Here is a 20967-nt window from a genome sequence, read left to right as displayed (position 1 = left end):
GACCCGGGAGCCGATCATGACCGCCACCAACTGGGACCCGTCGCAACCGATCCTCGAGATCGACCATCTCTCGATCTCCTTCTTCACGCGACTGCGCGAAATTCCCGCCGTGATGGATTTCTCCTGCAAGGTCATGGCGGGCGAGGCGATGGGGCTTGTAGGCGAAAGCGGTTGCGGTAAGTCGACCGTCGCCCTCGCGGTCATGCGCGACCTCGGCAAGAACGGCCGGATCGTCGGCGGCACGATCAAGTTCAAGGGCCGCGACCTCACGACCATGAGCGACGAGGAGCTGCGCCACATCCGGGGCAAAGAGATCGCGATGATCTATCAGGAGCCGATGGCCTCGCTGAACCCGGCGATGAAGATCGGCAAGCAACTGATGGAAGTGCCGATGATCCATGAAGGCGTCTCGGCCGACGAAGCGCGCAAGCGTGCGCTTGAAGTCGTGCGCGACGTCCGCCTGCCCGACCCCGAGCGTATGCTCAATTCCTTCCCCCACCAGCTGTCGGGCGGCCAGCAGCAGCGCATCGTCATCGCCATGGCGCTGATGTCGAAACCCTCGCTCCTGATCCTTGATGAACCCACTACCGCGCTCGATGTGACGGTCGAGGCCGCCGTCGTCGATCTGGTGAAGGACCTTGGAGAGAAATACGGCACCTCCATGCTCTTCATCAGCCACAATCTCGGGCTGGTTCTCGAGGTCTGCGACCGGCTCTGCGTGATGTATTCGGGCGAGGCGGTCGAAACCGGATCGATCGTCGATGTCTTCAACAAGATGCAGCATCCCTATACGCAAGCGCTCTTCCGCTCGATCCCGCTGCCCGGCGCCGACAAGAACGCGCGGCCCCTGATCGCGATCCCGGGTAACTTCCCCCTGCCCCACGAACGACCCAAAGGCTGCAACTTCGGCCCGCGTTGTTCCTACTTCAAGGCGGGCCAGTGCGATGGCGGCGACATTCCGATGTTTGCCGTCGCGGGCGATGACCGGCATGAAACGCGCTGCGTGCGCGTCGGCGAAATCGACTGGGCCGCCAAACCGCAGGTCAAGGCCGGGGCCGCGAAGACCGCCATCGGCCGCACCGTCCTCAAGATGGACGATGTGAAGAAATACTATGAAGTCTCCTCTGGCATGTTCGGCGGGGGGCTGAAGAAGGTGGTGAAGGCCAACGAAACCTTGAGCTTCGAGGCGCGCGAGGGCGAGACACTTGCTATCGTCGGCGAGTCTGGTTGCGGCAAGTCGACCTTCGCGAAGGTGCTGATGGGGCTTGAGACTGCGACCGGCGGCAAGATCATGCTCTATGACCGCGACATCCAGAATACGCCGATCGAGAAACGCTCGACCGAGACCGTTTCGGGCGTGCAGATGGTGTTCCAGAATCCGTTCGACACGCTGAACCCTTCGATGACCGTCGGACGCCAGATCATCCGGGCGCTCGAGATTTTCGGCGAGGGCGCGAATGATGCCGAACGCCGAGACCGGATGCTGGAACTGCTCGACCTCGTGAAACTGCCGCGTGCCTTCGCCGACCGCATGCCGCGCCAACTGTCCGGCGGCCAGAAACAGCGTGTGGGCATCGCCCGCGCTTTTGCCGGCGGTGCCAAGGTGGTGGTGGCGGACGAGCCCGTTTCGGCGCTTGACGTGTCGGTGCAGGCCGCGGTCACCGACCTCTTGATGGAAATCCAGCGCAAGAACCGGACGACGCTCCTCTTCATCTCGCACGACCTGTCCATCGTGCGCTATCTCTCCGACCGGGTCATGGTGATGTATCTGGGCCATGTGGTCGAGATCGGATCGACCGATCAGGTCTTTTCGCCCCCCTACCACCCCTATACCGAGGCACTTCTGTCAGCCGTCCCAATCGCGGACACCCATGTGACCAAGAAGCATATCGTGCTGGAGGGCGAGATACCGTCCGCCATGAACCCGCCGCCCGGCTGCCCGTTCCAGACGCGCTGCCGCTGGAAATCCAAGGTTCCGGGCGGGCTTTGCGAAAAGGAAGTTCCGCCCATGCGCAAAGTGGCTGATGGGCACGAGATTAAGTGCCATCTGCCTGAGGCGGAGCTGGCGACAATGGAGCCGGTCATCCAGATTGCGGCGGAATAGTGGCAAGATCGGGGCGAAAAAAGTTGACCCCGGCCGAAATGCGCGCTTCACTTAACCGAAAGGAAACCATGCTGGTTTCAGATCGGGGCTATGAGACGCATGACCGCATATCAGAATTCACGCTCCATCGCAGAAAGCGCCGTTATCGGTGCCGCCCGGCTCGTGCTGATGGGCCTCACCTCGTCGGCGCTGTTCATCACCACGGGTTTCTATCTTTCCACTTACTGGATGTTCTGACTGTCAGCGCGGCATCAGCGACCTTCCGTCCCGAAAGAGATGCACCTTGTCCGGCGTCGCGGACAGCGACAATGTCTTGTGACGCAACCCGGCATGGATTCCGGGCAGCTTGGCGATGACCGGCGCGTCAGAGCCTGACGCCTTGAAGTAAAGGAGCGTCACCTCCCCCAGAGCCTCGGTGATTTCGACCTCGCCCTTGTAGGCCGCCGCACCGTCGGTTGGCGTGAAATGTTCAGGCCGGATGCCGACCCTTACCTTCGCACCCTTCAGGCCCGGCTCCGTCGGCACCGAAGACCGCACCACACCCCCGCCTGCGAGCCGCACTTCGGTCACCGCGCCGGTGGCCGTCACCTCGCCGTCCAGAAGGTTCATCGCGGGCGAGCCGATGAATTGCGCGACGAACTCATTCTCAGGCCGTTCGTACAGCTCCAGCGGCGAGCCCACCTGAGCGATACCGCCGCCGTTCAGCACGACGATCCGCGAGGCCAGCGTCATCGCCTCCACCTGATCATGCGTGACGTAGATCATCGTCGAATCCGGCATCTGTTCCTTCAGCTGCGCAATCTCGATCCGCGTCGCCACCCGCAAAGCGGCATCGAGGTTCGAGAGCGGCTCGTCGAAGAGATAGACCTTCGGGTCGCGCACGATCGCCCGGCCAATGGCCACGCGCTGACGCTGGCCGCCCGACAGGGCCTTCGGCAAACGGTCCAGATAGGGCGTCAGCTGCAGGATGCGCGCGGCCTTCTCGATGGCAGCGTCGACCTCTGCCTTCGGCTTCTTTGCGATCTTTAGCGCGAAGGCCATGTTGTCGCGCACCGACATATGCGGATAGAGCGCATAGGACTGGAACACCATGGCTATCCCACGCTGCGAAGCGGGCACCTCGTTCATCGGCACTCCGTCGATTTGCAGCACGCCGCCGCTGATCGTCTCCAGCCCCGCGATCATCCTGAGGAGCGTAGACTTGCCGCAGCCCGAGGGGCCGACAAACACGATCAACTCACCGCGCTTGATATCGAGGTCGATGTTCTTAAGCACATGAACGTCGCCGTAGCTCTTCGCGACCGAGGTCAGTTTCAGATCAGCCATCCGCTATTCCCCCACCAGTATGGACGCATCCCAAGGGCCAAGTTCGATCGGCCCGCGCGTGGCGTTGCCGAAGTCGGGCGCGTCTACAGTCGCTTCGCCATTGCCGAGATTGACGGCCACGAAGACCCGCTGTCCCTCATGGGTCCGCTCGAAGCACAGCACATCTCCATTTGCGCGCATCCTGAATTGGTCGCCCTTTGCCAGAACCGGGTGACGGTGACGGAAAGCAAGCATCTTGCGGTAATGCTGCAAAAGCCCATCCGTGTCGGCCTCCGCCACGTCAACCGCGCGTGCGAGATGCTCGGACGGAACCGGCAGCCACGGCTTGCTGCTGGTGAACCCACCGGTCCCGTTGTTGCGTTGCCAGACCATCGGCGTACGGCAACCGTCGCGCCCCTTGAACTCTGGCCAGAATTCTATTCCGTAAGGGTCCTGCAGGTCTTCGAAGGCGACATCTGCTTCCGGAAGACCCAACTCCTCGCCCTGATAGATACAGGCCGACCCACGCAGGCACATCAGTAACGTGAGATAGGCCTTCGCTGCCGCGTCAGACAAGTTCCAGCGCGAGATATGCCGCGGCATGTCATGATTGGAATAGGCCCAACAGGGCCAGGCATCCGGCGCCTTCGCCTCCAGCCGCGCGAAGATCGCGGCGATATCGGCAGCCGTCAGGCGACTACCGGCAAGAAAGTCGAAGGAATAGCACATCTGCATCAGATCATCGCCGGACGTATATTGGCCCATGATCTCCAGCCCGCGCTGGGCATCACCCACCTCGCCCACGGCAGCGGCGTTGTAGCGGTTCATCAAAGCCCTGAGTTTTCTCAGGAATTCAAGGTTCTCCGGCCGATTCTTTGAGTAGATATGTTCCTGCCAGTTATAGGGATTGACCTTGGGCGCGATACTATCGTTGCGGTCGTCCGCAGGCAGCGGGGGATTGTCCCGCAATTCCTTGTCGTGGAAATAAAAATTGATCGTGTCCAGCCGGAATCCGTCCACCCCGCGTTCCAGCCAGAATCTCGCCACGTCCAGCAGCGCCTCCTGCACGTCGGGATTGTGAAAGTTCAGGTCGGGCTGAGAGGCAAGGAAGTTGTGCAGATAGTACTGCATCCGCTTGCCGTCCCACTGCCATGCCGGTCCGCCAAATACCGAAGGCCAATTGTTGGGCACAGTTCCGTCGGGCTTCGGGTCGGCCCAGACGTACCAGTCGGCTTTCGGATTGGTTCGGCTGGACCGGCTTTCCTTGAACCAGGGATGAACGTCGGCCGTATGCGAAAGCACCAGATCGATCATCACCCTTAGGCCCAACTCATGCGCCCGCGCCATCAATTCATCGAAATCGGCCAGGGTGCCAAACATCGGATCGACGTCGCGGTAGTCCGACACATCATAGCCGAAATCCTTCATCGGCGAGGTAAAGAAGGGCGATATCCAGATAGCATCGACGCCTAGACCTGCCACATAATCGAGGCGCCGGGTGATCCCCGCCAGATCGCCGATCCCGTCGCCGTTCGTATCCTGAAAGCTGCGCGGATAGATCTGATAGATCACCGCGCCGCGCCACCAGTCCGCATCGCCAGGGAGTTGTCGGTTCACTGTCTTGGTCATCATGTTCATTCTGGCCTCACTTGACCGAGCCGGCCAGAAGGCCGCGCACGAGATATTTCTGAAGGGCGAAAAAGACGAGGATCGGGACGGCAATCGAGACGAAGGCGGAAGCCGCAAGGATTTCCCAATCGCCGCCGCGCGAGCCCAGAAGGTTCACCAGACGGCCTGTGAGCACCAGCTTGTCGTCCTGTGGCCCGAGGAAGACAAGCGCCACCAGCAGGTCGTTCCATGTCCAGAGGAACTGGAAGATCGCGAAACTGGCAAGCGCCGGGAAGGACAAGGGCAGCACGATCCGGGTGAAGATCTGGAAGTCGGTTGCGCCATCGACGCGGGCGCTTTCCATGATCTCTTTCGGCAGGCCGACCATGTAGTTGCGCAGAAGATAGATCGCCAAAGGCAGGCCGAATCCGGTGTGCGCAAGCCAGATGCCGATATAGCTTTTGGGATCGAATCCCAGCGCCTGCCCCGCCGCATTATAGATGCGCAACAAAGGGATCAGCGACATCTGCAGGGGCACGACCAGAAGCCCGACGATGGCCGCGATCAGAAGCGCACGGCCGGGAAACTGCATCCAGCTCAGCGCATAGGCAGCGAAGGCGGCGATCAGGATCGGGATTACCGTCGAGGGGATGGCGACGGTAGCCGAATTCAGGAACGACCGGCCGAGCCCTTCGGCGAAGAGGACCGCGCGGTAATTGTCGAGCGTGAAGCTGGGCGGCGTGGTCGCAGTGAAAAAGATGCGCTGCCCGCGCTTGTCCTTGAAACTTTCGGGGCCGGAGAGGGTGAAACTTCCATCCTCCGCCACACTCAGGCTCTCGCCATCGCCGAGGTCGGCGACCTCGCCTGCCGCGAACGCATCGGGCGCCTTGGAGGAGATGCCGAACGCTTTCACATGCCCACTCGCCCCGGCGAAGACCGATCCGGTGAGGGTGAAGCGCCCCGCTTCCTCGACCTCGCCCTCGCCTTCCGGCGCGCGGAACATGTCGTTGCGGGTGGCCGAGCCGAGCGCCGTCCACCAGCCGGACACGGCAATCTGGTCCTTGTCGCGGAAAGAGGTGACGAACAGCCCGAAGGTCGGCAGCGTCCACAAAAGGACGAAGAGCACGACAGACAGATGAACGGCCCAGCGATAGGGATTGTTGGCCATCTCAGCGGCCCTCCATCTCTTTGCGGGCATTGCGGATGTTCCAGATCATGATCGGCGCCACGAGGGCCATGATCACCATGGCAATCGCCGCCCCCCGGCCGAAATCGCCGCCGCCCCGGAACATCCAGTCAAACATCAGGTTCGCCAGAACGTTCGACTTCCATTGACCGTTGGTCATCGCCAGAACGATGTCGAAGACCTTCAGGACCGTGATGGTGATCGTGGTCCAGACGACGGCGATCGTGCCCCAGATTTGCGGCACCATGATCTTGAAGAAGATCTGGATGCCGTTCGCGCCGTCAAGCACCGCCGCCTCGATGGTTTCTTCGGGGATACCGCGCAGCGCGGCTGACAGGATCACCATCGCAAAACCGGTCTGGATCCAGACGAGGATCGCCATCAGGAAGAAGTTGTTCCAGAACGGCAGCGCGATCCAGGCCTGCGGATCGCCGCCCGCCCACGTAACAAGCGCGTTCAGGATGCCGATCTGCGCATCATCGCCCGACCGATAGTCATAGACGAATTTCCAGATCACCGCGGCGCCCACGAAGGAAATCGCCATCGGCAAGAAGATCAGAGATTTCGCCAGATTTCCCCAGGCAATCCGGTCGGTCAGCGCCGCCGCCAGAAGCCCCAGGAAGGTCGAGGCAGCGGGCACCACCAGAAGCCAGAGGAAATTGTTGAAGATCGACTCGCGGAACCCCGGGTCAGCGAACAGCCAGCGATAGTTCGCGGTACCGACAAAGTCCTGCCCGGACTTCCCATGGAAGGACAGGAAAAGCGATTCCCAGACCGGATAGACCAGATAAAGCCCAAGCGCGAGGATCGCGGGGCCAAGGAACAGCCAGGGCCGGATCAGGCTCGCACGGTGGATGTTGCGCGCATTCTGAACGGGGTCGCCGGTCCGAGCGGGCAGAAGCCGGTCGAGGCAGAAGTTTGCGCCCCAGAACCAGCTGACAGCCGCGAAGATGCCAAGGACGATGGTGAAAAGCGCTGTCCAGACCTGTTCCATCTCCGCCCCTCCCCGGTCGGCCGTCTGTTGGTCCGGGGGCCGCAGGAGCTCCCGGACGAATTCTCAGATGAAGGACAAGTGACCTACTTGATCGCGTCCCATTCGGCCTGAACCTGTGCCGCGACATCGGCAGCGGCCTTGCCGCCCGCATAATCGACCATGCCGGTCCAGAAGGCACCCGCGCCGATCTTGCCGGGCATCAGGTCGGACCCGTCGAAGCGGAAGGTGGTGGCGTTCAGAAGGATCTCGCCCTGCTTCTTCAGCGCGTCATTGCCGTAAGCCTCGACATTGACCGACTTCAAGGGCGTGAGGAACCCGGACTGCGCCATCCAGACCTCATGCGCGATCGGCGTCTTCAGCCATTCGATGAAGGCGCGCGACGCCTCGCTGTCCTTGGTGATCATGGCCAGCGTGCCCGCACCAAGGACAGGTTTTCCAAGGTCCTTGCCGGCATAGGCCGGCATGTAGAAGAAGTCCGCATCCTGGCCGAGCTTCGTGCCTTCAGGGAAGAAGGATGGGATGAAGGACGCCTGATGGTGCATGTAGCACTTGGGCGGCGAAGCGAAGAGGCCCTTGGGGCTGTCTCGGAAGTCGGTAGTGGCCACCGCTGCTGCACCGCCATCGACAAATGCGTCATTGCGGGCGAACCAGCCGAACTCGTCAATCGCGCCGACGACCGCCGGATCGTTGAACGGCAACTCGTTCGTGACCCACCTGTCATAGACATCCGGCGCCTGCGTGCGCAGCATCATATCCTCGACCCAGTCGGTCGCGGGCCAGCCCGTCGCACCGCCGGACCCGAGCCCGATGCACCAGGGCGTGCCGCCATCGGCCACGATCTGTTCGGTCAGGGCCTTCAGCTCCTCCATCGTCTGGGGAACTTCATAGCCCGCATCCTCGAAATTCTCCGGCACATACCAGACGAGCGATTTCACATCGATCTTGTAGGGGAAGGCGTAAAGCGCTGACGCGCCATCCTTGCCCTTGTAGCTGCCAAGGCCGACCCAGCTGTCGCCCGCCGCGTAACTGTCCTTCAGCCATTGGGTGGTCTCGTCACCCAAGGGTGCAAGCAGGCCTTTCGAGGCAAGATCGGCAATAAGGCCGGGCTGCGGCAGCACCGCGATGTCCGGGGGCGAGCCCGCCTGCGTGTCGATGACGATCTGCTGTTCGTAATTCTCAGACGAGGAGTAGCTGACCTTCACGCCGGTCGCAGCAGTGAAATAGGCCAGCATGCTTTCGACCAGCACCTGATCCTCACCGCGCCAGGGGCCGAAGATGGTCAGGGTCTGCCCGTCAAGGTTGTATTTCTCCGAAAAATCGGTGAAGCTTTGCCAGTTGAACCGCGCATCCTCGCCCGGTGCGAATTTCAGATCCTGAGCAAGCGCGCCGCCCGCCAGAAGTGCGAAAAAGGCCGTTCCGGCCAACAATTTTCTCATGATCTCCTCCCGAATGGGCTATCGCCCGAGCCATCTGGCGCTGGAATCACTAATCCAAAGCGCTTTGACGAGTGAACCATGCGCCTGTCCGGCCTGCGAGTCAATAAAGATGCGCCGGAAGCACAGAATGCTTCCAGGCAAGAAGAGATTGACGCCAAACCGCAGCCGTGGTTCAGTCATTGGCAACTAAAGCGCTTTGGAAATCCCATGAACCTGAAGGAACTCTCGGAAAGGCTCGGGTTGTCGCAGACGACGGTCAGCCGCGCCCTGAACGGATTTCCCGAGGTAAGCGAGGCGACGCGCACCAAGGTTCAGGCCGCTGCGCGGCGCTACAACTACCGGCCGAACATGCGCGCGCGTGGGCTGGCGACCGGCCGGGCGATGGCCATCGGTCATGTCATTCCGGTCTCCTCGAAGCACGAAATCGTCAACCCGGTCTTCGCCGATTTCATTGCGGGCGCAGGCGAGACCTATTCCGGCGCCGATTACGACATGGTGCTGACTGTCGTCTCAGATGCTGACGAGGCAGACGCCTACCGCAAGCTCCGCGCCAAGGGCACGGTTGACGGGATCATTGTCCATGGCCCCAAGGTCGACGACAGCCGGATCGCGCTTCTGCACGAGATCGGCCTGCCCTTCGTCGTTCATGGGCGCTCGTCTGAGGCGGCACTGTCCTATTCCTGGCTCGACGTGAACAACCGCCGCGCCTTCGAGCGCGCCACATCGTTCCTCCTCGATCTCGGTCATCGCCGGATAGCGCTGGTCAATGGTCTGGAGACGATGGATTTCGCCTTCCGCCGCCGGAGGGGCTACGAGGCTGCGCTTGCGGCGCGCGGGCTTGCGCCCGATCCGGCGCTGATTCTGTCAGACGAAATGACCGAGGCCAACGGCTATCGGGCGACCCACCGCCTGCTCGAACTTGCCGCGCCGCCGACCGCGCTTCTGACCTCCTCCTACATCTCCGCCATCGGGGCCCGCCGCGCCGTCGAGGAACGCGGCCTGAAGCTTGGCCGCGACATCTCGATCGTCACCCACGACGACGAGCTCAGCTATTTCCGAAATGGAGAGGATGTGCCGATCTTTACAGCCACCCGGTCGTCGGTGCGCGAGGCGGGGCGACAGGCGGCGGCGATGCTTCTCGACCTGATCGCCGACCCTGACCAGACACCGCAGACGAGGCTTCTGGAGGCGGCGCTGATCGTCGGCGCCTCGACCGGTCCGGCGCCCCGACCATGACCGCCACCTTTTCCCACAAGCGCACCGATTTCCCGGACGGTTTCCTTTTCGGAGCCGCGACCTCGGCCACGCAGATCGAGGGCACGGCCTTCGGCGGCGCCGGGGCCTCGCACTGGGATACGTTCGCGCTGACGCCCGGCAATGTCGTGCGGGCTGAAACGGCGGCGCGGGCCTGCGACCATTACCACCGTTGGGCTGAAGACCTTGATCTGGTTGCGGCTGCGGGTTTCGATGCCTACCGCTTCTCGATCAACTGGGCGCGGCTCCTGCCCGAGGGCATGGGCGCGCCCAACCCTGCCGCGATCAGCTTCTACGACCGGCTGATCGACGGCATGCTCGAACGCGGCATGCAGCCCTTCATCACCCTCTATCACTGGGACCTGCCCTCCACCCTCGCCCATCGCGGCGGCTGGGCGAACCGCGACATCACTGGCTGGTTCACCGACTACGCGCTGACCGTGCAGCGAAGGTTCGGCGACCGTCTGGCCAGCACCGCGACCCTGAACGAGCCCTGGTGCGTGGCATGGCTGTCGCACTTCCTCGGTCTTCATGCGCCGGGCCTGCGCGACATATCCGCCGCAGCGCGCGCCATGCACTTCACGCTGACCGCGCATGCCGAAGCGCTCGCGGCGCTGCGCGCCGAAGGCGCGAAAAGCCTCGGCATCGTGCTCAATTTCGAGCATATCGAACCGGCCTCCCCCGGCGATGAGGGCGCAGCCGCGACCGAAGAGGCGCTCTTCAACCGCTGGTTTGCCGAGGCGCTGGCGCTCGGCCGCTATCCGGCAGAGGCGCTTGAAGGTCTCGAACGCTGGCTGCCCGCCCGCTGGCAGGCCGATCTCGACACGATCAGGGCGCCGCTCGACTGGCTTGGCGTGAACTACTATCGCCGCGCGCTCAAGGCCACGGCTCCCGGCAGCCCGTGGCCCGCATCGCGCGAAGTCGAAGGCCCCTTGCCGAAAACCACGATGGGCTGGGAAATCCTCCCCGACGGCCTGGCCGACCGACTGACAAAACTCGCGCAGCTCTTTCCCGGCCTGCCCCTCTATGTCACCGAAAACGGCATGAGCGCCAACGACCATATCCACGATGGCGCCGTCGCAGACCCCGAGCGCATCGCCTATGTCGACGCCCATCTGGCCGCCTGCCGGGCAGCCATCGCGGCGGGCGTGCCCCTCAAGGGCTATTTCTACTGGTCGCTCATGGACAATTACGAATGGGCGCTTGGCTATGACAAGCGCTTCGGCCTGATCCATGTCGATTCTGAAAGCTTGAAGCGGACCCCGAAATGGTCCTATCAGGCCTTCCAGCACATGCTTCTCCCCCGGACCCTCCCTTCGCGATGACCTCAGCCGCCCTGCCCTCAGATGCCACGCTCGTTCTCGCCGACATCGGCGGCACCAATACCCGTGTGGCGCTTGCCCATGGCGGCCGGGTGGCACACGACACCATCCGCCGTTACGCCAATGCGTCCAGCGCCGGTCTGCCCGCGATCCTCATTGACTATCTGGGCGCGCTCGGCGCGCCTTCCTGCGCGGGTGCCTGCATCGCCGTTGCCGGTCCGGTTCAGAACGGCGTGGCAGAGATGACCAACCTCTCCTGGCGGATCACCCGCGCCGACGTGGCCGAGGCCACCGGGGCGCACACCGTGGCGATCCTCAACGACCTGCAGGCCCAGGGCCATGCGCTCGACCGGCTCTCGGGCGAGAGCCTCCGTACCATCATCGCCCCGCCGCCCACACCCCGCGACGGCGCGCGGCTGGTGATCGGCGTCGGCACCGGCTTCAACGCCGCCCCCGTCCACCGGACCGAGGGCGGCCTTTTCGTTGCCGCCGCCGAAAGCGGCCATGCCACCCTGCCGCTTCGCACCGAAGAAGACCTGCGCCTCGCCCGGCATGTCGAGAAGGCGCACGGGTTCGCGGGCGTCGAGGACGTACTGTCGGGCCGGGGGCTCGAACGGCTTTACAGTTTCCACGCTGCGGGCACCGACCTAGCAGCTGCCGAGATCATGGACCGGATCGGCAAGCGGAACGACCCGGCGGCCAGCGTGACCTGCCGGCATTTCGTCACGCTTCTGGGCCGGGTGGCCAGCGATCTGGCACTCGACCACCTTCCCTTCGGCGGCATCTATCTTGTAGGCGGCGTAGCGCGCGCCTTCGCGCCCTATCTCGTGGACCAGGGCTTTGCCGAAGCCTTCCGCGACAAGGGGCGCTTTTCCGACTTCATGGGCGAGTTCGCCGTCCATGTGGTCGAGGATGATTATGCCGCACTCGAAGGCTGCGCCGATCACATCGGCCGCCGGATCGCCGCCTGACCCTACCCGCGTCAAGCCAATCTTAACCGCGCGGCCTTAGTCCTGAGCCCCGGGGCAAAGGACGAACGCGCGATGGGCAAGGACAAGCAAGCTGACAGGGAAGCTGACGGGGCTGCGCCAGTCACGCTCGACCGCAGGCTCGATCTGACGGTTGCGGGGCGGCTCCGCACGCGCTTCCTCGCGCTGCGCGGCAGGCCGGTGCAGGTCGACGCAAGCGAAGTTGCCCTCCTTGGCGGCCTCTGCCTGCAGGTTCTCCTCGCAGCGGCGGCAACCTGGCGAAGCGATGGCCGCGCCTTCCGCATCGCGCCGCGCTCGGCCGCCTTTGACGCGGCACTTTCCAGCTTCGCCTTTCCGCTTTCCGCGCTCGAGGGGGATCACTGATGGCCATACGGGTACTTGCCGTCGACGACAGCCGCACGATCCGCGACCTTCTCGAACATGCGCTGACCGGCGCGGGATATAAGGTCACACTGGCGGAGGACGGGCAGCAAGCGCTCGACCGGCTGGCAGAGGCCGTACCTGACGCGATCATCTCTGACATCAACATGCCGCGCCTCGACGGCTTCGGCCTGATCGAGGCGGTCAGGCGTCAGGATCGCCATCGTGCCACGCCGATCCTCGTGCTTACGACCGAAAGCGCGCCGGAGCTGAAGGCCCGTGCCCGTGCCGCAGGCGCGACGGGCTGGATCGTCAAACCGTTCGAGGCCGACAAGCTCGTGCGCGCGCTCCAGATGATCGCGGGTTGAGGGCACACGGATGGCCGCATCTGTCGATCCGCTTGCCGAAATCAGGGCCGGTTTCTTCGCCGAATGCGAAGACCTGCTCGGGCGGCTTGACGATGCGCTCGCCGATCCGTCCATCGCCCTGCCGGGGTCGGAGCCGATCCATGCCGCCTTCCGTGCCGTCCATACGATCAAGGGCGGTGCTGCCTCGCTGTCCTATCAGGCGCTCGCCGAAACGGCGCATATTTTCGAAAGCAGGCTCGACCGCCTGCGCAGTGCCGATCACGGTCCGGATGCGGGCGTCATGGCCGCGATGCAGGCCCTTGCCGACGATCTCGCGCAGGCCGTCGAGCGTGCGCGAACCGCCGGACCGACCGGGGATGCGGCGGGCTGCGAACCCGATCCAGCGGCGCTTGGCAACTGGCGCATCGTCTTCCGGCCAGCCGCCGCACTCTATCAGTCCGGCAACGAGGCCCTTCACCTGATCAACGCCCTCACCGATCTCGGCGAGGCGTCGGTCTCCTGCGACGCGGGCGCGCTGCCATCCCTCGACACACTCGACCCGCAGCAAGGCTACCTCTCCTGGACCATCGACCTTGCCGGCTCGGTCGATGAACGTGCGATCCGCGAGACCTTCGAATTCGTCGAGGACATCTGCGACCTGCGGATCGAACGCCTGACCGAGGCGTCGCCACCCCCGACAGAAACGGCAGCCAATAGGCCAGACGACGGCAAGCCGCAGAACCCGGAGTTCGTGACGCGCGGAGCGGCGCCAGAGCGGCCCACGGTCCGCGTCGATCTCGACCGGTTCGACCGTCTGATGAACCTTGTAGGCGAACTTGCGATCGCCGAGGCAATCCTTGCAAGGCGGCTCCGGGATGCCGGCCTTGACCGGCGCTCGGCGGCAGCGGCGGCACTGAAAGAGGTGCAGACCCTCGGCCGCGATCTGCAGGACTCTGTCCTCGCGCTCCGCACCCAACCGGTCAAGCCGCTCTTCCAGCGCATGGCGCGTATCCTGCGCGAAGCGGCGGCGCGGGCGGGCAAGCCCGCCCGGCTTCATCTCGTGGGCGAGACGACCGAGATCGATCGGTCGATCGCCGAACGGCTGGTCGAACCCCTTACTCACATGATCCGTAATGCCGTCGATCACGGGCTGGAAGACAGCGCACGCCGAGCCGCTTCAGGAAAGCCCGCCGAAGGGCAGATCACCCTTTCCGCCGCCCACCGCTCCGGCCGCGTGATCGTCGAACTTGCCGATGACGGTGGCGGGATCGACCGCGCGCGGGTCCGCGCCACGGCACTCGCCAAGGGGCTGATCGCGCCCGATGCGGCACTGACCGAGGCCGAAACCGACGCGCTCCTCTTTCGCCCGGGCTTTTCCACCGCGCAGACGGTCGGCGCCCTCTCCGGCCGCGGCGTCGGCATGGATGCGGTGCAAACGGCGGTCGCGGCACTTGGCGGCCGCCTCTCGCTCTGGTCCGAACCGGGTCGGGGCACTCGCTTGTCCCTATCGCTGCCGCTCACGCTCGCGGTGATGGAAGCGATGCTGGTTCGCGCGGGCGGCCATGTCTTCGCCCTACCGCTCGCCGCGACGCTCGAGGCCACCCGGCTCGGCACACCGGACCTCGACCAGTTCGCCCGGGGCGAGCGGCTTGTCCGCCTGCGCCAGCGTCAGACCCCGCTCTTCGATGCGGCCGGGCTTCTCGGCCTCGGCCGCGCCCGCCCGAGTGCCGCACTCGCCGTGATCCTCGCCGACGAGGCGGACCGGCGCCTCGCCCTCATCGTCGACGAGCTGCTCGGCCAGAGCCAGATCGTCGTCAAACCGTTTGGCGCCGGCCTCGGCCGGGTCCCCGGCGCGGCGGCGGCAACGATCCTCGGCGACGGAACCGTCGCCCTGATCCTCGACCCCGGCGAGCTCATCGATCTCGCCGCCGCCACCGATTGGTCGGCGCCGCCGCCCGAAAGGCTGGCCTCATGACCGAAGCTCTGCCGATTCAAACCGGCTCGCCGGCCGAGAGCAGCAGCGATTATCTCGGCCTGTCGGCGGGCGGCGAGGAATTTATCCTGCCGCTGAGCGCGATCCGCGAGATTCGCAGCTTCAGCCACGCCACACCGCTGCCGCACCGGCCCGGCTGGGTCATGGGCGTCGTCAACCTGCGCGGCACGATCCTGCCCGTGATCGACCTCGGCCGCCGCCTGGGGCTTGCCTCTACCGACAAAGGTGCGGGGACGCTCGGTGCGCGCCCGGTGATCGTGGTGGTCGAAAGTGCCGGCCGCCTGCTTGGCGTCGCGGTCGAACGCGTGCGCGATATCACGCGGATCGCCGACCGGGCGCTTGAACCGCCGCCTGCCTGCGCCACCGGGCCCGGCGGCAGCTTTCTGAGGGCGCTTGCGGTCGAGGCGGACACCGTCCTCAGGGTGCTCGATCCCGCCCGCCTTGCCCCCGGGCCAGAGGGAAGCGCTGCATGACACTCCGTGCCGACATCAGCGGCATGCCGGTCGACCGGACGCCGTTCTATATCGCGGCCATCTCTCGCCGGGTCGAGGAGGAGGCGGGGCTGCTTCTGCCGCCGTCGCGCTACCCGATGATCGAGGCGCGCCTGAAGCGGCGGCTCGCGCGGCTCGATCTTGGCTCCTATCGCGACTATCTGCGTCTCATCGACGGGCCGGACGGCGCGACCGAGCGCGCGACCCTCCTCGGCCTTCTGACCACGCATGTCTCGCATTTCTTCCGCGAGCCGCATCATTTCCAGATGATGCGCGACCGTCTGCTGCCACCCTTGATCGCCGAGGCGCAGGCTGGGAGAAAGCTCCGCTTTTGGTCGGCCGGAGGCGCGGCCGGGCAGGAAGCCTATTCTCTGGCGCTCACGCTCCTTGACCTCGTGCCTAACGCGGCGCTGCTGAACATCGAGATTCTCGCAACCGATCTCGATGCCGCCCAGACCGCCCGCGCAGCCCGCGCGCACTATCCGACCGCCGCGCTGGCCGAGATCCCGCCCCCCTTCCGGCAACATTGTCTGCCCTCGTCCGGCGGGTTCACGCTTTCGGATTCGGTGCGCGGGCTCGTCCGTTGCCGGACGCAGAACCTTCATGCCGACTGGCAGGCAGAGCCGCCTTTCCACGCCATCCTCTGCCGCAATGTGCTGATCTATTTCGAACCGAAGGCGCGCGAGCGGCTGATCTCGCGGTTTGCAGGCGCCCTGACCAACGGCGGCTGGCTGCTCCTCGGACATGCCGACCGGATGACCGGCCCCGCCGCCGCGCACCTGAATGCGCTTGGCCAGACCGTCTATTGCAAAGGCGACGGAGGGCCAGGATGACCGGGACAGGACAAGCTCTTCACGCCGCGCAGCCACGCGACGCAACGCCTGACGCGGGAGCGAGCGTTGCGGAAATAGCGGTGGCAGCCCTTGCTTCGCGGGTCGCGAGCGAGCTTCACCAGTTGGCCGGACTCGCGCTTGACCTGCAAGATGCGCTGTCGGCTGCAGGCGTCGCGCAGAAGGCGCTGGGGGAAGCGATGGCAGGTCTGCAGGCCATCGACCGGATCACCCAGAATCTCGGCGATCTCTCCCGCCTACTCACGGCACTCGGCGGGCAACTGACCCCGTCCACCACAATCGCGACGCCCCCGCTCGCAGACGGGCTGATCTTGCGCGATCTGGCACATCGGCTTTTCGGAACTGAGGGCATCGTAGCAGAGCCGCGGGAAACCAGCGAGACCGGGGCGTCACTGGTCGGAGAACCGGCGCGGAGTGGCGAGATCTCCTGGTTCTAGCCTGAGCCGAGGGTGCGGCGGCGCACGACCACCGGGCGTGCACCCGGCGCGCAGAGTGATAGCAGGCGCTCACCGATCTGTCCCGGCGGTAGCAGTTCCTCCGCCGCACCCAGCGCGGCGGCGGCGCCAGGCATTCCATAGATCAGGCTTGTCCGCGCGTCCTGCGCCAACGTGCGCGCGCCGAGGGCGCGCAGGTCCAGCATCCCCGTGGCGCCGTCCCGGCCCATGCCGCTCAGAACCACCGCCGTGATCGCGGCGGCATGCGGCAGGGCCGAGGCAAACAGCCGGTCGACAGAGGGGCTGTGGCCACGCGGCCCCTGAACCGGCGCCACGCCAAGTGTCAGCGGCAGCAGGGGCTGCAGTACGACATGTGATCCCTTGCCCGGCGCGAGATAGACATGGCCGGGCACGATCCGCTCGCCGTGCCGGGCGATCCTGACCCGCGGCAGGAAGGATCGTTCGAACCGCTCGGCGATCCGCTCGACATAGACGGGCGGCATGTGCTGCGCGACGACGACAGCCGGGCCGTCAGCGGGAAAGACGGCGAGCATCTCCTCCAGCGCCGCGACGCCGCCTGTCGAGGCGCCGACAAGGCTGATCCGCTCCCAGTGCCCACTTGACGACGCGACGGCGGACACCTTGCGCGCCGCCGCCCGGGCGGCACGCGCAAGCTTCAGGCGCCGGGTCGCTAGCGCCGGTGTCGCCGCGGCCGCCGAGACAAGGCGCTGCACGAGACCCCCAGGCCCGCGCGCGTAACTCCCCGCCGCCTTTTCCAGGCAATCGACGGCGCCAAGTGCCAGCGCCTCCAGCGCCGCTGCGCTGCCCGCAGCCGCGAGCGATGACAGGATCACCACCGGCATCGGCCGCTCGCCCATGAGGTGCCGCAGAAAGGTTAGCCCATCGCAGCCCGGCATTTCGATATCAAGGAGGAGGACATCAGCGCGCGCCTTAGGCAGAAGCTCTGCGGCCTCCGCGCAATCGGCGGCACTCGCCACAAGCTCGATCCGCCCGTCGCCCGAGAGGTGGTGCGCCAGCAGTCGGCGCTGCGTCGGCGAATCGTCGACCACCATCACGCGCAGCGGCACGGCAGGCGGCGCGTTCGGCGCCGGTTCAGAACTCCTCCCAGCCATCGGCGAGCCCCTTCGCTGCACTGTCGGTCGACGCGAGGGCGACGGAGCCAACAGCAAGACGCGCGGCGCCGCTCGGTGGCTGCGCCGCGTGCGGCATACGGACCACCGACCAGCCGCCGCCATCCGCGACCGTCTCGCCGCCGGTCGGCAGGCTGCGCACGCTGAACCGCTCGACCGTTGCGCTGAGCGCCTTGGCGCTTTCTGTCAGGCGCTGGCTGGCAAGGGCCGTGTCGGCGAACAGCGCCGTATTTTCCTGCGTCGCATGATCAATCTGGTTCACCGCCTGATTGATCTCGGCAAGGCCTGCCGATTGTTCCCGTGCCGAGGCCGCGATATCGGCCATACGCAGGGATATCTGGCCGACCGAGCCGACGATCGCCTCGATCGCGACGCCGGTCTGATTGACATGGCCGACCCCGCGCTTGACCTCCTGCGCCGCCTCGCTGAGAAGTGCGTCGATCTCTCGCGCGGCCTCCGAGCAACGCTGCGCGAGTGCCCGCACCTCGTTCGCCACCACGGCAAAGCCCCGGCCCGCCTCGCCCGCGCGCGCCGCCTCGACGCCCGCGTTCAGCGCCAGAAGATTGGTCTGGAAGGCGATATCGTCGATCACGGACGCAATCTTGGCAATCTTCTCCGATGATCGTTCGATCGCACCCATTGCCTCGACCGCCTGCTGCACCACCGGCGCCGATGCAGCGGCCGAGGCGCGGGCGGCGGTCGCGACAGCGTTGGCCTCGCCCGCGCCCTCGGCCGCCGATTGGACCGAAACAGTCAACTCGTCCAGCGCGACCGCTGTCTGTTCAAGCGTCGCGGCCTGTCGCTCGGTCCGCTCCGACAGATCATCGGCCGCGGCGGCAATCTCATGCACCTCCGCCTCGATCGCCGTGGCGTTCGATACAACCGTCCGCACGAGTTCCTCGAGCCGGTCGAGCGTCCTGTTGAAATCCTCGCGCAAGGTCCGGTAGTCCTCGGCGAACGTATCGGTCAGCCGCGCCGTCAGATCGCCCTCTGAAAGGCGCCGAAGGCCCACACGCAAGGCTTCAACCACCGCGGCCTGTGCCTCCTGCAGGGCGCGCCGCTGGGCCTCGGCGGCGCGGCGCGCGGCCTCTGCGGCACTTACGTCGGAGCCAATGAAGACCACTTTGATGAGAGCACCGGCACTATCGCGTACCGGGGCGAAGCCACCTTCGACCACGCCCTCCCTTCCCTCGCCATGTCCAGCAAAGAACCGCCCATAGACCGCCTGCCCCTGGACCAACTGTTCCACCATGCGCCCGAATTCCAGGGATACGCCCGTCTCATCGGATAGGACCTCGCCCAGCGGCTCGCCGGCGCAGTCCTCCGCCGCGCGCCCGGCCATTGCGGAAAACCGGCTATTCAGCGCAAGAACCAATCCGTCCGCCCCGCATTCAAGCGTCACGAGATCGCGGTCGATGGCGCCAAGAAGCGCGCGGTTCATCCGCTCCTCGGTAACCTCGCGCCATTCCGCGACGAAACCGATACGTTCGCCGTTGGCGGCCAGCACCTCGTTCGCTTCCAGCCGGAAACGCGCCTGTCCAAAGCGCAATTCGGCGACGACGGGCCAGACGTCCGCTGCCTGGAACAGGTTCGCAAAACCGCCCGCATCCTCAAGAAGCGCACCGACACCCCCGCCGACCAGGCTATCGGGATCAAAATCTGCAAGACGGCAGCCGATCTCCTCCGCATGCGTGCGAAACAGCGCCGACAAGGCACCGTTCGCGTAGGTTATCCGGCCGCGCTCGTCGAGAACCATCAGCGCGGCGGAGGAGCCCGCAAGGGCCGCGCTGTTCACCGCATTCTCACGCGCCGTGACCGCGGCGAGACCCAGGGCATTGCGGAAGGTCTCGAGCGTGCGGGCGATAGCGCCGATCTCGTCGCCGCGCGCCGTCCCGCTGACCGGGCAGTCGTAATTGCCCGAAGCGATCTGTTCCATCGCCTCCGCGGCCCCCACGAGGGGTCGCGACAGGCTCCGCGCCACAAGGAAAACAACCAACCCCATCGCGAGCGTCGAGATCGTGGCACCGAAAAGCATCGACCGTACCATCTGCAAGACCGGGCTCACGAGCTCCTCTTCGGGCTGTTCCAGAACCAGTGCCATCTTGAACCCCGGCACCTCGATCCGGCCAGTCATCAGAAGGGCGGGACGGCCATCGATGCCCGCTTCCTGCGAGACGACATGCTCTAGGTCGAAGGCGGTCTTCATCGCCTCCGGTGTACGCTTCCCCGTATAGGCCTGCATTTCCGGCGCGGCCCCGAGATCGGAGCGCAGCCGCCGATCTGTACCAAGCAGATAGGAGGTCAGGGCGATGCCGTCGCCATGTCGCCGCTCCAGGATGGCGTTCATCTGCAAGGTCGATATCTGAAAGACGAGCGCCCCGAGAACACGGCCGTCCACCGAGGTGATCGGCGCCGCCGCGAAACTTGTGGGCTTGCCATCCGATGCCTTATAGGGCGCGAAATCGGAAAACAGGATCGGCGTATCCGCCGCCTGCAGGACCCGCCGCACCGTGCGCGCGAGACTTGTCACGCGCAGCGACCCGGTGAGGAGGTTCTCGCCGATATCCCCCTCCTTCGCGACAGTATAGAGGATCGTCCCGTCCACCGCGACCAGCATCACGTCGTGATAGTTCTTCTCGCTGAAGATCGACACGAAGCCCGGGTGGTATCGGGCATGTGCGACGGAATAGTCCGAAACATTGGTGACGCGGTCGAGCTTGTATCGTTCGCCTGCGGGGTTGGGGTTGCCCTCGACATACTGGGCATGAATATAGGATTTTGCCTCATCGCCGAGCTTTTCCCAGGCTGAGGTGAAGTCCCGCAGCGCGCGGAGCGTGAGCGGGCTAGCCGCCGCAGCCTTGAGGTCGGATGAGGCGCCTTCGAACCAGGCCTCGAACTCCAGAAGCTTGGAATCGAGCGCCGTGTTGATCCGTGCCACGCCCGCCTCCATCAGCGCCTGCCGCGCCGCATGATATCCGGTGTAGCCCATGGCGAGCATCGCCACGGCGACCATCGTCCCTAGGATCAGCGGCAGCTTCACCGCAAGCTTCAGATCGTCGAGCGCGCGCATTCAAGTCTCGTCCCAAGCGGCAGGGTTCGCCTGGGACTTTCGGCGCGCGGCCTGAAGATTCGATTAAGGAAG

At 65.2% G+C, this 20967-nt stretch carries 18 protein-coding genes; 11 read left to right on the top strand and 7 right to left on the bottom strand.

All coding sequences use genetic code 11. The annotated features are described in order from the left end of the window. Window positions 1-16: 16 nt before the first annotated feature. Together OU426_RS00785 and OU426_RS00780 are read left to right on the top strand one after the other, a co-directional pair. Window positions 17-2104: a dipeptide ABC transporter ATP-binding protein gene (locus tag OU426_RS00785; protein ID WP_267631932.1), complete on the top strand. Its 2088-nt coding sequence runs from the start codon at window positions 17-19 to the stop codon at window positions 2102-2104. A gap of 99 nt (window positions 2105-2203) precedes the next feature. Further along, complete coding sequence (locus OU426_RS00780; RefSeq protein ID WP_267631931.1) at window positions 2204-2341, top strand: hypothetical protein; 138 nt, start codon at window positions 2204-2206, stop codon at window positions 2339-2341. Between the two features lie 3 nt (window positions 2342-2344). Here OU426_RS00780 and OU426_RS00775 read toward each other — a convergent pair whose 3' ends face one another. From OU426_RS00775 to OU426_RS00755, 5 genes are all read right to left on the bottom strand, one after another. Continuing rightward, window positions 2345-3430: an ABC transporter ATP-binding protein gene (locus OU426_RS00775; protein WP_267631930.1), complete on the bottom strand. Its 1086-nt coding sequence runs from the start codon at window positions 3428-3430 to the stop codon at window positions 2345-2347. Between the two features lie 3 nt (window positions 3431-3433). Then, a complete protein-coding gene (locus OU426_RS00770; RefSeq protein WP_267631929.1) occupies window positions 3434-5047 on the bottom strand; it encodes an alpha-glucosidase in 1614 nt (537 codons plus the stop codon). Window positions 5048-5054: 7 nt separating this feature from the next. Beyond that, window positions 5055-6185, bottom strand: coding sequence for a carbohydrate ABC transporter permease (locus OU426_RS00765; RefSeq protein ID WP_267631928.1), 1131 nt, complete (start codon window positions 6183-6185; stop codon window positions 5055-5057). A gap of 1 nt (window position 6186) precedes the next feature. After that, window positions 6187-7197, bottom strand: a complete 1011-nt coding sequence (locus tag OU426_RS00760) for a carbohydrate ABC transporter permease (RefSeq protein WP_267631927.1) — start codon at window positions 7195-7197, stop codon at window positions 6187-6189. A gap of 83 nt (window positions 7198-7280) precedes the next feature. Next, window positions 7281-8636 carry an ABC transporter substrate-binding protein gene (locus OU426_RS00755; protein WP_420712569.1) on the bottom strand — a complete coding sequence of 452 codons (1356 nt, stop codon included), beginning with the start codon at window positions 8634-8636 and terminating at the stop codon, window positions 7281-7283. Window positions 8637-8840: 204 nt separating this feature from the next. Between OU426_RS00755 and OU426_RS00750 the strand changes: the two genes are divergently transcribed. From OU426_RS00750 to OU426_RS00710, 9 genes are all read left to right on the top strand, one after another. Further along, window positions 8841-9869, top strand: a complete 1029-nt coding sequence (locus OU426_RS00750; RefSeq protein WP_267631925.1) for a LacI family DNA-binding transcriptional regulator — start codon at window positions 8841-8843, stop codon at window positions 9867-9869. Next, window positions 9866-11212, top strand: a complete 1347-nt coding sequence (locus OU426_RS00745) for a GH1 family beta-glucosidase (protein ID WP_267631923.1) — start codon at window positions 9866-9868, stop codon at window positions 11210-11212. Before OU426_RS00750 ends, OU426_RS00745 begins: the two co-directional genes overlap by 4 nt. After that, on the top strand, window positions 11209-12180 hold the full coding sequence (locus tag OU426_RS00740; protein WP_267631921.1) for a glucokinase: 972 nt from the start codon (window positions 11209-11211) through the stop codon (window positions 12178-12180). The genes OU426_RS00745 and OU426_RS00740 overlap by 4 nt, the downstream gene beginning before the upstream one ends. Window positions 12181-12252: 72 nt before the next feature. Continuing rightward, a complete protein-coding gene (locus OU426_RS00735) occupies window positions 12253-12561 on the top strand; it encodes an STAS domain-containing protein (RefSeq protein WP_267631919.1) in 309 nt (102 codons plus the stop codon). Beyond that, on the top strand, window positions 12561-12926 hold the full coding sequence (locus OU426_RS00730) for a response regulator (protein WP_267631918.1): 366 nt from the start codon (window positions 12561-12563) through the stop codon (window positions 12924-12926). The genes OU426_RS00735 and OU426_RS00730 overlap by 1 nt, the downstream gene beginning before the upstream one ends. Before the next feature lie 10 nt (window positions 12927-12936). Next, window positions 12937-14880: a chemotaxis protein CheA gene (locus OU426_RS00725; RefSeq protein ID WP_267631917.1), complete on the top strand. Its 1944-nt coding sequence runs from the start codon at window positions 12937-12939 to the stop codon at window positions 14878-14880. Beyond that, window positions 14877-15371: a chemotaxis protein CheW gene (locus tag OU426_RS00720; RefSeq protein WP_267631916.1), complete on the top strand. Its 495-nt coding sequence runs from the start codon at window positions 14877-14879 to the stop codon at window positions 15369-15371. The genes OU426_RS00725 and OU426_RS00720 overlap by 4 nt, the downstream gene beginning before the upstream one ends. Beyond that, entirely contained in the window at window positions 15368-16222 is an 855-nt protein-coding gene (locus tag OU426_RS00715) for a CheR family methyltransferase (protein ID WP_267631915.1), read from the top strand. Before OU426_RS00720 ends, OU426_RS00715 begins: the two co-directional genes overlap by 4 nt. 80 nt (window positions 16223-16302) lie before the next feature. Continuing rightward, window positions 16303-16677: a DUF8776 family protein gene (locus OU426_RS00710; protein ID WP_267631914.1), complete on the top strand. Its 375-nt coding sequence runs from the start codon at window positions 16303-16305 to the stop codon at window positions 16675-16677. Here the strand turns inward: OU426_RS00710 and cheB are convergent. After that, on the bottom strand, window positions 16674-17807 hold the full coding sequence (cheB, locus tag OU426_RS00705; protein WP_267631913.1) for a chemotaxis-specific protein-glutamate methyltransferase CheB: 1134 nt from the start codon (window positions 17805-17807) through the stop codon (window positions 16674-16676). The two genes, OU426_RS00710 and cheB, sit on opposite strands and share 4 nt — an antisense overlap. Next, on the bottom strand, window positions 17788-20895 hold the full coding sequence (locus OU426_RS00700) for a methyl-accepting chemotaxis protein (protein WP_267631912.1): 3108 nt from the start codon (window positions 20893-20895) through the stop codon (window positions 17788-17790). The genes cheB and OU426_RS00700 overlap by 20 nt, the downstream gene beginning before the upstream one ends. Window positions 20896-20967 lie beyond the last annotated feature (72 nt).

Source organism: Frigidibacter sp. RF13, from assembly GCF_026626305.1.
Classification (GTDB): Bacteria; Pseudomonadota; Alphaproteobacteria; order Rhodobacterales; family Rhodobacteraceae; genus TMP-24.
This window is presented reverse-complemented; position numbering and strand designations above follow the sequence as displayed.

Bases quoted from the DNA above. Each gene is read 5' to 3' on its own strand.
- OU426_RS00785 (WP_267631932.1), top strand. From the start codon at position 17: ATGACCGCCACCAACTGGGACCCGTCGCAACCGATCCTCGAGATCGAC.
- OU426_RS00780 (WP_267631931.1), top strand. From the start codon at position 2,204: ATGACCGCATATCAGAATTCACGCTCCATCGCAGAAAGCGCCGTTATC.
- OU426_RS00775 (WP_267631930.1), bottom strand. From the start codon at position 3,430: ATGGCTGATCTGAAACTGACCTCGGTCGCGAAGAGCTACGGCGACGTT.
- OU426_RS00770 (WP_267631929.1), bottom strand. From the start codon at position 5,047: ATGAACATGATGACCAAGACAGTGAACCGACAACTCCCTGGCGATGCG.
- OU426_RS00765 (WP_267631928.1), bottom strand. From the start codon at position 6,185: ATGGCCAACAATCCCTATCGCTGGGCCGTTCATCTGTCTGTCGTGCTC.
- OU426_RS00760 (WP_267631927.1), bottom strand. From the start codon at position 7,197: ATGGAACAGGTCTGGACAGCGCTTTTCACCATCGTCCTTGGCATCTTC.
- OU426_RS00750 (WP_267631925.1), top strand. From the start codon at position 8,841: ATGAACCTGAAGGAACTCTCGGAAAGGCTCGGGTTGTCGCAGACGACG.
- OU426_RS00745 (WP_267631923.1), top strand. From the start codon at position 9,866: ATGACCGCCACCTTTTCCCACAAGCGCACCGATTTCCCGGACGGTTTC.
- OU426_RS00740 (WP_267631921.1), top strand. From the start codon at position 11,209: ATGACCTCAGCCGCCCTGCCCTCAGATGCCACGCTCGTTCTCGCCGAC.
- OU426_RS00735 (WP_267631919.1), top strand. From the start codon at position 12,253: ATGGGCAAGGACAAGCAAGCTGACAGGGAAGCTGACGGGGCTGCGCCA.
- OU426_RS00730 (WP_267631918.1), top strand. From the start codon at position 12,561: ATGGCCATACGGGTACTTGCCGTCGACGACAGCCGCACGATCCGCGAC.
- OU426_RS00725 (WP_267631917.1), top strand. From the start codon at position 12,937: ATGGCCGCATCTGTCGATCCGCTTGCCGAAATCAGGGCCGGTTTCTTC.
- OU426_RS00720 (WP_267631916.1), top strand. From the start codon at position 14,877: ATGACCGAAGCTCTGCCGATTCAAACCGGCTCGCCGGCCGAGAGCAGC.
- OU426_RS00715 (WP_267631915.1), top strand. From the start codon at position 15,368: ATGACACTCCGTGCCGACATCAGCGGCATGCCGGTCGACCGGACGCCG.
- cheB (WP_267631913.1), bottom strand. From the start codon at position 17,807: ATGGCTGGGAGGAGTTCTGAACCGGCGCCGAACGCGCCGCCTGCCGTG.
- OU426_RS00700 (WP_267631912.1), bottom strand. From the start codon at position 20,895: ATGCGCGCGCTCGACGATCTGAAGCTTGCGGTGAAGCTGCCGCTGATC.